This is a genomic window from Caballeronia udeis (genome assembly GCF_001544555.2).
Lineage (GTDB): Bacteria > Pseudomonadota > Gammaproteobacteria > Burkholderiales > Burkholderiaceae > Caballeronia > Caballeronia udeis.
In genome coordinates this window covers 17,416-28,171 of sequence record NZ_FCOK02000105.1, presented here as the reverse complement: position 1 = coordinate 28,171, position 10,756 = coordinate 17,416, and the positions used below count along the sequence as shown (strand labels likewise).

Sequence of the window (10,756 nt, the reverse complement as noted above, 5' to 3'; positions counted from 1 at the left end):
TATCAAGGACCCGACGCAGAACATTGTGTGGGTCCCGCCGGAAGGTGGCGGCGGACCCAACTATCCGAATATGTGATCACCCTAACGCTTGCACCGTCCCCTTCTCGACATCGCCTACATAAATGCCGAACGCGTCCTCGGTGCGCTCCTTCACATAACGACGCAGCATGGACTCAACTGCGGAATCGCGGATCCTGCCCCAGGGAATAGCATTCAGCGGCACGTACCGTACATTCGCGCTCGCAGGTGCATCGTCAACAATGCGCCCTCGATAATAAATATGCGTCACTCCTTTCTCCTCGAACACGGCGAACAGGAAATCAAGATTCGCATTCAACCGATACCCGCTCAACACGCCACGCAAACTCGCCGCATCCGCAAGCGGCTCCAGCCGCGTACCAATAGGTAATTGCAATGCCCCCGACGTCGTCTCGATCAGAACAAGTCCTTCGGGATGCTCAAGAATTGCACCGACCTGGGCACGCTGCCCAGTGGCCGCCAACGCATCCTGCGACAAACTGAAATCCACATAAGCACCGCGGCAATAACCAAGCGGTGTCGCAGTTGTGTGCGTGAAATCAACCACGCGCCCAATCAGGATGATGTGGTCCCCCGCATCCACCACCTGATGCGTCTCGCAGTCGAAACTCGCCGCCGCACCATCCATCACCGGACTGCCGGTGCGTCGCGCATGCCACGCCACCTGCGCAAACTTGTCCGCACTCTTCGAGGCGAATACGCCCGATACAGGCCGTTGATCTTCAGCCAGCACGCTGACCGCAAACCGCTGTGTCTCCGAAAACACCGGGTGACTCGATGCAGTCTTGGCGATACACACCAGGATCAACGCCGGATCAAGCGACACGGACGTAAACGAATTCGCGGTAAACCCACGCGGAGAACCATCCGGTTGAATGGTCGTCACCACGGTCACGCCCGTGACGAATGCACCCAATGCACGGCGAAACTCGGCAGTATCGAACGCAGGCTCGTTCATGCTTTTGCTCCTTAAATTGGCGGCTGATACGTGGACCCGAAGCGACTTAAGTACTCAGTCAAACACTCAGGCGCCGCTCGCTTCACGAATAAATTGCGCCAACCGCTGGTTCACGATCGCCGGCGCGGTGACATTCATCATGTGCCGCTCATTCGCGATGATCTCGGCGCGTCCGCGCGGCGCGGCGGCGGCCATCGAATGCGACATGGCCGGACTCGAATTCGGATCACACTCGCCGGTCATGAAAAGCGCCGGCACAGTGAGCTGCGGCAACCGGCCGACATGCGCCTGGTCCGAACTCGCAAACAACCGGTAGGTCCGCGCATATCCTTCCGGATTCACTGTCGCAAGCAACGACCGCACAAGCTCCGCCACCTGCTCAAGATGCGCTGGTACGGGATCGTCGAACCAGCGCGCCACCGTGGCGTCAATGCCGGGTTGCTCAAGCCCGCCGCCAAGCGAAGCGGCGCGCTGCATCACGGCAGCCCGCTGCGTCGGCGTGCGGTCGTACACCGCATTCAGCGCAACCACGCTCGCTACCCGCTGCGGATATTGCAACGCAAACTCGAGGGCGATCAGCGAGCCCATCGAGTGCCCGACTACATGCGCTGCATCAATCTGCAAATGATCCAGCAGCGCAGCAAGCTGTCCGGCGTATTCATCCAGCGCGGGTGAGGCCGCCGGCAAGCGGCTTCCACCGTGGCCCAGCATGTCATACGACACGACCCTGAAACACAACTGCAGCGCGTCCACCTGAGGCGCCCACACGCTGCGGTTCATTCCCACGCCGTGGATCAGGACAAGCGCCGGCCCCTCGCCCGCCACGCTATACGCCGTGCCGTCGAACACGCCGCTCATCGACCCACGCTCAGTCACCGTTTCATGCTTCATTGGTCCCAAGCTCCTTCAGATCCTGATAGCGGTCGCCAATACGATGATGCGGCCGCCCGCCAATTGACGCACCCAGCGCGATCACGAGCTCATCCGGACCCGGGGCATCGATGATCGAGAACTGGATGGTCAGGTAATGCGAGCGCATGCCTTCGTCGCCCTTGTGCATCAGCGGAATGGTGACCGGACAGTTAGGACCACCACGCAAATTCGTGAAGCTCAAATAACTCTTCGCGCCCACCGCTTCACGGAACTTGTTGCCAAAGCGCAGCGTGTGAATCAACGCCGACGCATGCTCGACCTCGCCCGACGTCCCGACAATCGCCGCTTTCCCATAACCCTCTACTGCCTCGCCGGATCCTGCAATCCGCAGGATCTGGGCAGTCAGGATCTCGCCGAGTTGCGGCGCAAGTCCATGGATCTCGGGACGGAGGTCATCGACAAAACCGCGCCCCGCCCACGGATTGCGCAGCACGGCTGCTGCAGCGAACAGCTTCAACGGCCGCTCGGCCGCTTTACCGCCTTCGATGAAAGTGTCTTCCACATAGGTAACCAGCTTGCGAATCTCGAGTTTCATGGGGGTTTTCTCCGTAGGCAAAAACGCCGTGGTTTCATGGGGTGGCGTCGTCCTTATATTATGGTATTCCATATTACTGGATGCAAGAATTTTTGACGATTGAGGGGTTTACGAGAGCACGCTGAAAAACCTGAGGGCGAAAAAAAAGCCGTCGATGCCGACGGCCTTCATTGCCTGGGAGACGATGCCGCCCAGCGTTCACGCGCTGGCTTCGGCAGCCCTCTCGGCAAGCGTGGCCATCACGATGCCGGCCGTGCGTCGCACATGTTCAAGCGATGCTGCAGCGGCGGCATCGCCGTCTTTCTTGGCAATAGCGGACAGCAATTTGTTCATCTCACGATTCGAGTCCGCGCCTCGTCCCGGCGAAGCAATAGTCACAGCTCGCAACTGGTTGATGCGCGCGTTCAGCGACTTGACCACCGAATGCATCATCAGCTTGTGGCCACCGGTGAACATGGCTTCATAAAAGCGCTCCGTGTAGGTCAGCACACGCTTGAAGTCCGACTGGTCGAAGGCGTCTTCAATCTCCTTGCGGATTTCGCGCAGCTGTTTCACCAGCGCCGGGGTTGCATGCTCGGCACACGCTCGCGCTGCCTCGGACTCGAGCAACGCGCGGATTTCGTAGATCTCCTGAACCTGCTCGGGATCGAGCCGCGCGACAATCGGCCCGGAATGCGCAACGGTTTCGACCAGGCCTTCGGTCTCGAGGTGGCGCAGCACTTCGCGCACCACGGTCCGGCTGACGCCCAGTTGATCGCACAGCGTACGCTCGATCAGGCGGTCGCCGGGACGATAGAAGCCCTGCGAAATTGCGTCACGCAATTTCTCGAGCGTCAGTTCGCGCAGCGTCGGTGCACTTCGGTCGACACGCATTTGATCGATCATGGTTTTTTTATCTCCGGTCTGATATCCGGAATCCCTGGTTTTTGGAATCCCATAGTATTGCACACCCGTATTGCACAGCCGTTCTGGATTGCTGTCGAGCCCAAGGGGCACGCGTCAGGCAGCGAACACCCGTGCGCTCTCGTTCTCCCATTCGAGCCAGGCCCGCGCACCGATTGCGAGGCTCGGCTCGCGCGAACTGATGGATGTCCGCACCGCGATCTCCTGTTCCCAGGGCGTGGAGACCGCGTAATGCATGGTGTCGCCAAGATAGGTGACATCGCGCACGACCACCTGCAAACCGCCGTCCGCGATCTCCGACGGTTGCGCACGAATCCGGATCTGCTCTGGCCGCAACATCAGCGCGCCGTTGTCGCCGCTATTCAGCGCGTGATCGAAACCGCCTACCGGTACCGGCCTGCCGTTCGGAAATACCGCTCGTGAAGCGCCATTGCTGCCGGCCAGCGTAACCGGCAGGAAATTCGAGTTGCCGATGAAACTGGCGACGAAACGCGACGCCGGTTTCGCATAAAGCTCCTCGCCGCTGCCCACCTGCTCGATGCGCCCCTTGTTGAATACCGCGATCCGGTCGGACAGGCGCAGTGCCTCTTCCTGGTCGTGGGTCACATACAGGATTGTCACGCCGGTCTGCTGGTGGATGCGCCGGAGTTCTGTCTGCAGTTCCTCGCGCAACTTCTTGTCGAGCGCGGAAAGCGGTTCGTCCATCAAGAGGACCGGCGGATCGTAGGCGAGCGCACGGGCAATCGCGACACGCTGCTGCATCCCGCCCGACAGTTGGTCCGGCATGCGGTCGCGGCAATCGCCGAGGTGCACGAGTCTGAGCATCTGCTCGACCTTCGACTTCACCTGGGCATCGGGCAGACGCCGCACGCGCAACGGGAACGCGACGTTCTCCCCGACCGTGAGATGCGGGAAGAGTGTGTAGCGCTGAAACACCATGCCGATGTTGCGCTTGTTCGGCGCAACCGACAGCAGCGACTTGCCGTCGAGCAGCACACGTCCTTCGGTGGGCGACTGAAAGCCCGCGACAATGTACAGCGTCGTGCTCTTGCCCGAACCCGACGGCCCGAGGAAGGTCATGAACTCGCCCTTCTTGATATCGAGCGAGACATGGTCGATAGCGACCACCTGGTCGTAGGTTTTACGAAGCCGTTGGATCTGCAAAAACGGAGCGCTCACGATTTACCTCTCTTAAGAACAAGCCCCAGCAACATCAGGATGACGGTCAGGCCGACCAGCAGTGATGACGCCGCGGCAATCACCGGCGTCAGGTCCTGCCGCAACGTGCTCCAGATGCGCACGGGCAGCGTCTGCAACGTCGGACTCGCCATGAAGATCGACACCACGACCTCGTCCCATGACGCGAGGAACGAGAAGATCGCGGCAGCAAACAGGCCGAGACGAATGGCGGGCAGCGTGACGCGCCACTTCACTTCGAACGGACTCGCGCCGCAGATCAGCGCGGCGTCTTCGAGCGCGGTATCGAAGCTCTCCAGCGAATTGCTGATCGCGATGATCGAGAATGGCAGCGCAATGATCAGGTGCCCGATCACGAATCCGACCAGCGTTCCGGTCAGCCCGATGCGCAGGAAAAAGCCATACAACGCCACGGCGAGCACGACTACAGGCAGTACCATTGGTGTGAGGAAAAACGCTTTCAGCAGCGCACGGCCCCGGAACGTGCCTCGTGTCAATGCAAGCGAAGCAAAGAAGCCCAGCACCACCGACAACACCATCACGACCACGCCCAGTTCAACGCTGGTGATCAGCGAGTCCAGCCAGCCCGGATCGGAAAACAGCATGCTGTACCAGCGCCACGTCCAGCCCGGCGGCGGAAACAGCAACCATTGCGAATCGCCGAACGACAACGCGACAATGAACAGCACCGGCAGCAGCAGGAACAGCGACACGGCAGCACCTACCGCAAGCAACGCCCAGCGCAACGGTCCGAGACGATCGAAATCGAGCAGCATGTCAGTGGACTCCCGAAGCACCCGGCGCGCGGCCGGAAAAGCGCAGTTGCACGGCATACAACGACAGCGTCACGAGCAGCAGCACGAAGGCGGCGGCGCCCGCGAGCCCCCAGTTCAGCAATTGCTGCACGAGTTGCGCGATCAGTTCGGCGAGCATCATGTACTCCGGGCCGCCGAGCAGCGCAGGCGTGACGAAGTACCCGAGCGCCATCACGAACACCATCAATGCACCGCTGGCAATGCCGGGCATGGCAAGGGGCACCAGCACGCGCCAGAACGCCTGCCAGCGGCTCGCACCGCAGATGGCAGCCGCACGCAGCGTGGTGGGATCGATAGCGCGCAGGGTGGCATGCAGCGGCATGACAAGGAACGGCAACATGATGTACGTCATGCCGATCGTGACGCCGGTCAGGTTGTTGACCAACGTCAGCGGCTCATGAATCACGCCCAGCCACATCAGCAAGCGGTTGATGGGACCCGTCTGCTGCAGCAGGACCATCCAGGCAAAAGTGCGGGCGAGCAGGTTGGTCCACATCGAGAGCAGCAGGATGGCGAACACCAGCTTGCTGATCCAGCGCGGCGCCATGGCGAGCAGCCACGCGGTCGGAAAACCAATCACGAGCGTCACCGCCGTCACCACCGAGGCCACGAAAAAGGTGTTTCCGAAGACCCGCAGGTAAGTGGTCGAGCCGAACAACTGCGCGTAGTTCTGCAGGCCGGGCGACGGGTCCAGCACGCTCCTCAGCAGCAGGGAGAGGACCGGCAGGAGGAAGAACACGATCAGCAACAGCAGGGCCGGCAGCACCAGCCGCGCCCTCCTGAAACCGGCGCTCACCTTCGGTAGCGACACCCGAGGCTCCGCGGCCGTGCTCACTGCGTTCGACATGACAACTCCTTCAAGATGATCGGCCGCCATTGCTTTATCTCGCCATTGCTTCCGCATTATTTCCGGATTACTTCGATTGCCACGCATACCAGCGCTTGGCGATTTCGTCGCGATGATCGGCCCAGTACTTCATGTCGAGGTTGATCTGCGTCGCCTTGTACTGGTCCGGCTGCGTCTTCGCGACATCGGCCGGCAGCAGCGCGGACGACTTCAGGTTGACCGGCGCGTAGCCGGTTTCAGCCGCGAAATTCGCCTGTGCCTGCGCGCTGGTTGCGGTAGCGAGGAACTTCATCGCTTCGGCCTTGTGCTTCGCGCCCTTCGGCACCACGAGCATGTCGGCAGCGGTCAGGTTCTGGTTCCACGATATGCCGACATCCACGCCGGTTTGCTGCAATGCATGCAGGCGGCCGTTCCAGAACACGCCGAGCGGTGCTTCGCCCGATGCCATCAACTGTTGCGACTGCGCGCCGCCGCTCCACCACACAATCTGGCTCTTGATGGTGTCGAGTTTCTTGAACGCGCGATCGAGGTCGAGCGGATACAGCTTGTCGGGCGCGACGCCGTCGGCAAGCAACGCGACTTCCAGCACACCGGGCGCGGACCATTTGTAGAACGTGCGTTTGCCGGGGAAATGCCTGGTGTCGAAGAGATCGGCGTAGTTGGCAGGCGCGCCGCTCTTGAACGATGCCTTGTTGTACCCCAGCACGAACGAATAATAGAAACTTCCGACCGCACCCGGCGACATGAAGCGCGGATCGAGCTGGCTCTTGTTCACCACCGAGTAATCGATCGGCTCGACCAGCCCGTCGCGCAGTGCGGCATACGCAAAGTCGCCTTCCACGTCGACCACGTCCCATTGCACGTTGCCGCTGTCGACCATGGCCTTGAGCTTGCCGTAGTCAGTTGGCCCGTCCATCAGCACCTGGATTCCCGATGCCTGGGTGAAAGGCGCCGCCCACTCTTTCTGTTGAGCCGATTGCGTCGTGCCGCCCCAACTGGCGAAGACGATCGGCGCGGCGGCCGCGAAGACGGGCGCGCTAACCGAAACAACAGCGGTAACGATCAATGCGCGCACCAGGGCGTGCAGATTTAACGATTGCTGCATGACGACTGCTCCTTGAAAGGAAACGGCTTGCTTCGAGAGGACTTGAGCCTGGACGGCCGGTTTTATTTGAGCGGTGAAAATGCAGCGGGCTTCATGATCTTGCTTTCCATGGTTTCCAGGAGCGCCTGGATCTTCGGCGCGAACGCCTGCCACGCCGGGTCTTCAGCCAGCCGTTGACGGCGTGCTTCGCGGTCATCAAGGCTGGTATAGGCCCACATGTGGACGATCTGGTTAAGCGGCCCGATCTCGGAGAAGAAGTAGCCCACCAGTTCTCCCAGATGCTGCTTCTGTAAAGCGATGCCTTCTTCCTCAACCAGTTTCAGGTACGCCGGGACCGCGCCCGTGCGGATCTTGTAAGTGCGGATTTCGTAGTACATGGAGGCTCGTATAGGTCTTCAACGCATGACGAAAGGATCGGCTATGGGTTCGTCCGAGGTCCTGATCCATACAGATTTGGTACGGGTGTAGTCGAGCACGGCGTCGAGCCCGCCTTCGCGTCCGAGACCGCTCAACTGGTAACCGCCGAAGGGGACGATTGGCGAGACAGCGCGATAGGTGTTCACCCACACAATGCCGGCGCGAAGCCGGCGCGTCAGCCGGTGCGCGCGCGTCAGGTCGCGCGTGAACACGCCTGAAGCAAGTCCGTACCGCGTGTCGTTTGCAAGCGCAATGGCTTGCTCCTCGGTATCGAAACTCATCGCGCTGAGCACGGGGCCGAACAGCTCCTGCGCAACGCTCGGTATGTCCGACGTGGCGCATTCGACAATGGTCGGCTCGAAGAAAAATCCTTTGCCCATGCCTTCGGGACGATGTCCGCCCGTCAGCAGTTTCGCGCCCGCGGCAAGGCTTGCCGCCAGCACCGATTCAATGTGATCGCGTTGTCTGGCAGTAGCGAGCGGGCCCATTTCGCTATCCACGTTCTGCGGATCGCCTATCTTGATTGCGCGCGCTTTCTCGACCAGTTTCGCCAGCAGCCGCTCGCGAATGCCGCGCTGCACGAGCAGCCGTGAACCCGCCACGCAACTCTGGCCGGTCGCGGCGAAAATCCCCGCGATGATCGCGTTGCTGACGCTGTCCACATCGGCGTCGTCGAACACCAGTACCGGCGATTTGCCGCCCAGTTCCAGCGACGTCGCCGCAAGGTTCTCAGCCGAATTCCGCACGATATGGCGGGCCGTTTCAGGGCCGCCGGTGAACGCAATTTTCGCGACGAGCGGATGAGTGGTGAGCGCGTGACCGCAATCAGCGCCAAAACCCGTCAGGATGTTCACCACGCCCGCCGGAAAGCCCACCTCATGGATCAGCCGCGCAAACGCGAGCAACGGCGCAGGCCCCTCTTCCGAGGCCTTGATGACGATCGTGCAGCCTGCGGCAAGCGCGGGTCCTATCTTCACCGCGGACAAAAACAGTTGCGAGTTCCACGGCACGATTCCGGCCACGACGCCCACCGGTTCGCGTCGAAGAAACACCTCCATATCCGGCTTGTCGACCGGCAGGTACGCTCCCTGGATCTTGTCCGCGACGCCCGCGTAGTAGCGGTAATACTCGGCGACATAACCAATCTGGCTGCGCGTCTCGCGGATGATCTTGCCGGTGTCGGCCGTCTCCAGTTCAGCCAGTTCCTGTGCGTTGGCGGCAACCAGATCGGCAAGCCGGTACAGCAGCTTGCCCCGCTGGCTTGCATTCAGGTTGGCCCACTCGGGGGAGAACAGCGCGCGGTCGGCTGCCCTGACTGCCCGGTCGACATCCGCCGCGCTGGCGGCGGGCATGCTCGCCCAAACCTCGCCGGTCGCCGGATTGATACTGTCGAAGGTCTGCGCGGCATCGCTGAATTCGCCGTCGATGTAATGCTGGAACGTTTGCAACATGTCGTGTGCTCCGGTTTAGCGCACGTCGAACGCGGGCATCACGTCGGCAATAAACAGTTCCAGCGACCGGCGCTTGCGCTCGAAGCTCATGTTGCTGTCGAGCCAGAAGCTGTATTGATCGAAGCCGAGTTCTTCATACTGCTTCAACCGGGCGATGACATCGTCGGGCTGGCCGATCACCAGGTTCTTGCGAATCTGCTCGGGCGTGTACTGGGGAAACGAAGCAATGTCCGCTTCGGTCAGCGGTTCAATGAACCCCTGCTTCACCGGCCGCTCGTTCTTGAACCACTTGCTGAAATAGCAATAGAAGCGGCTCAGGTCCGCCACGGCTGCATCGACTTCCGCGGCGTCCGCGCCCACGAACGTATGCATCAGCATCATGATCTGCGGACGCGGCACCTCGGGGTTCGCCTTGCACGCCGCGTTGAAACGGTCCATCAGGTTCACCACTTCGCCGTCACCCGCCGCGAGCGACGTGACCTGCACATGGCACCCGTTCCTCACCGCGAATTCATGCGAATTCGGATCTCGCGCGGCAAGCCACATAGGCGGATTGGGCTGCTGGATCGGGCGCGGCACCGGCGTGGTCGAAGGCCACGACCAGAACTCGCCCTGATGCGCGTAGTCGCCCTTGAACAGGTTCTGCAAAGCCGGCACGAGTTCGCGCATCCGTGCGCCGGCGCCGAACGCGTCGAGGCCCGGCAGCAGGCGTTCGTATTCGAAGGAGTACGCGCCGCGCGCAATGCCGAGATCGAGACGCCCGTTGCTCGCGACATCGACCATGCCGGCTTCGCCTGCGAGGCGGATCGGATGCCAGAACGGTGCGATCACCGTGCCGGTGCCGAGACGAATGCGTTCGGTGCGCGCGGCAAGGTACGAAAGGTTGATGAAGGGGTTCGGCGCGATCGTGAATTCCATCGCGTGGTGCTCACCGACCCACGCGGTTTCGAAGCCGCCCTTCTCCGCAATCTGGACAAGTTCGGTGAGTTCGTCGAAGAGTTGCCGATGCGGCGTCTGCGCGTCGTACCGCTCCATGTGGAGAAACAGCGAGAATTTCATGATCGGCCTATGGGCAGGAAAACAGTCCGTCTTTGCGATGCGCGATGTACCCGGCGTCCCGCTTCGTGTCGACCGCTTGAACGTTGCGGATGGTATTACGGTATTCCATCGAATGTCGCAAATCAAGCGTTTCAATATTATGGTATTCCATAATATTAGATGCACATGCGGATGGGTTTGGCGAGGCTGGAGAAGGTCTGAAGCAGCGATGCGGCTGGCGTCTATGCGCGTGCGGAGGCGCAGCGGTGAATAAGCTGAGGGATAGCTGGCCGCTGACCAATAGGCTGCTTGAGGCCACTTGAGACCAGCGCCGACTCCATCGCTCGCAACCAGGCCCGATTCCAACAGATCGAGCAGGCTTGGCGAGCGGGCGGTCCAGTGGTAGCGAACAATCAGTAAGTTTGCCGTACGAGTTGCTTAGCGGCGGTGATGCGACGCCGGGTCTTTGTCGTCTATCGATCGCGTTGTGACAAGGGCAAAGCTTGATCGTCTTTCAT

General features: G+C 61.1%; 12 protein-coding genes. 1 reads left to right on the top strand and 11 read right to left on the bottom strand.

Annotated features, from left to right (window positions below; translation table 11 throughout):
- The coding region (locus AWB69_RS50995; protein ID WP_156529089.1) for a 4Fe-4S dicluster domain-containing protein at positions 1–76 on the top strand (76 nt) is incomplete at its 5' end.
- Here the strand turns inward: AWB69_RS50995 and AWB69_RS41100 are convergent.
- From AWB69_RS41100 to AWB69_RS41050, 11 genes are all read right to left on the bottom strand, one after another.
- Positions 77–997 (bottom strand): flavin reductase, encoded by a 921-nt coding sequence (locus AWB69_RS41100; RefSeq protein WP_062092499.1) that lies wholly within the window; start codon positions 995–997, stop codon positions 77–79. It lies immediately after the preceding gene.
- A 66-nt stretch (positions 998–1,063) separates the two neighbouring features.
- Positions 1,064–1,888 (bottom strand): alpha/beta fold hydrolase, encoded by an 825-nt coding sequence (locus AWB69_RS41095; RefSeq protein ID WP_062092498.1) that lies wholly within the window; start codon positions 1,886–1,888, stop codon positions 1,064–1,066.
- A complete protein-coding gene (locus AWB69_RS41090; protein ID WP_062092497.1) occupies positions 1,878–2,465 on the bottom strand; it encodes an amino acid synthesis family protein in 588 nt (195 codons plus the stop codon). Before AWB69_RS41090 ends, AWB69_RS41095 begins: the two co-directional genes overlap by 11 nt.
- Before the next feature lie 198 nt (positions 2,466–2,663).
- The gene (locus tag AWB69_RS41085) at positions 2,664–3,347 is read right to left on the bottom strand and encodes a GntR family transcriptional regulator (protein ID WP_197500446.1); all 684 of its coding nucleotides are present in this window, start codon (positions 3,345–3,347) and stop codon (positions 2,664–2,666) included.
- Positions 3,348–3,464: 117 nt separating this feature from the next.
- On the bottom strand, positions 3,465–4,547 hold the full coding sequence (locus tag AWB69_RS41080; protein WP_062092495.1) for an ABC transporter ATP-binding protein: 1,083 nt from the start codon (positions 4,545–4,547) through the stop codon (positions 3,465–3,467).
- Positions 4,544–5,341 (bottom strand): ABC transporter permease, encoded by a 798-nt coding sequence (locus tag AWB69_RS41075; protein ID WP_062092494.1) that lies wholly within the window; start codon positions 5,339–5,341, stop codon positions 4,544–4,546. The genes AWB69_RS41080 and AWB69_RS41075 overlap by 4 nt, the downstream gene beginning before the upstream one ends.
- Position 5,342: 1 nt before the next feature.
- On the bottom strand, positions 5,343–6,227 hold the full coding sequence (locus AWB69_RS41070; protein WP_062092501.1) for an ABC transporter permease: 885 nt from the start codon (positions 6,225–6,227) through the stop codon (positions 5,343–5,345).
- A gap of 67 nt (positions 6,228–6,294) precedes the next feature.
- Complete coding sequence (locus AWB69_RS41065) at positions 6,295–7,332, bottom strand: ABC transporter substrate-binding protein (protein WP_062092493.1); 1,038 nt, start codon at positions 7,330–7,332, stop codon at positions 6,295–6,297.
- A 62-nt stretch (positions 7,333–7,394) separates the two neighbouring features.
- Positions 7,395–7,709 carry an NIPSNAP family protein gene (locus AWB69_RS41060; protein WP_062092492.1) on the bottom strand — a complete coding sequence of 105 codons (315 nt, stop codon included), beginning with the start codon at positions 7,707–7,709 and terminating at the stop codon, positions 7,395–7,397.
- Between the two features lie 18 nt (positions 7,710–7,727).
- The gene (locus tag AWB69_RS41055) at positions 7,728–9,200 is read right to left on the bottom strand and encodes an aldehyde dehydrogenase (protein ID WP_062092491.1); all 1,473 of its coding nucleotides are present in this window, start codon (positions 9,198–9,200) and stop codon (positions 7,728–7,730) included.
- A 15-nt stretch (positions 9,201–9,215) separates the two neighbouring features.
- The gene (locus tag AWB69_RS41050) at positions 9,216–10,259 is read right to left on the bottom strand and encodes an LLM class flavin-dependent oxidoreductase (protein ID WP_062092490.1); all 1,044 of its coding nucleotides are present in this window, start codon (positions 10,257–10,259) and stop codon (positions 9,216–9,218) included.
- Between the last annotated feature and the right edge of the window lie 497 nt (positions 10,260–10,756).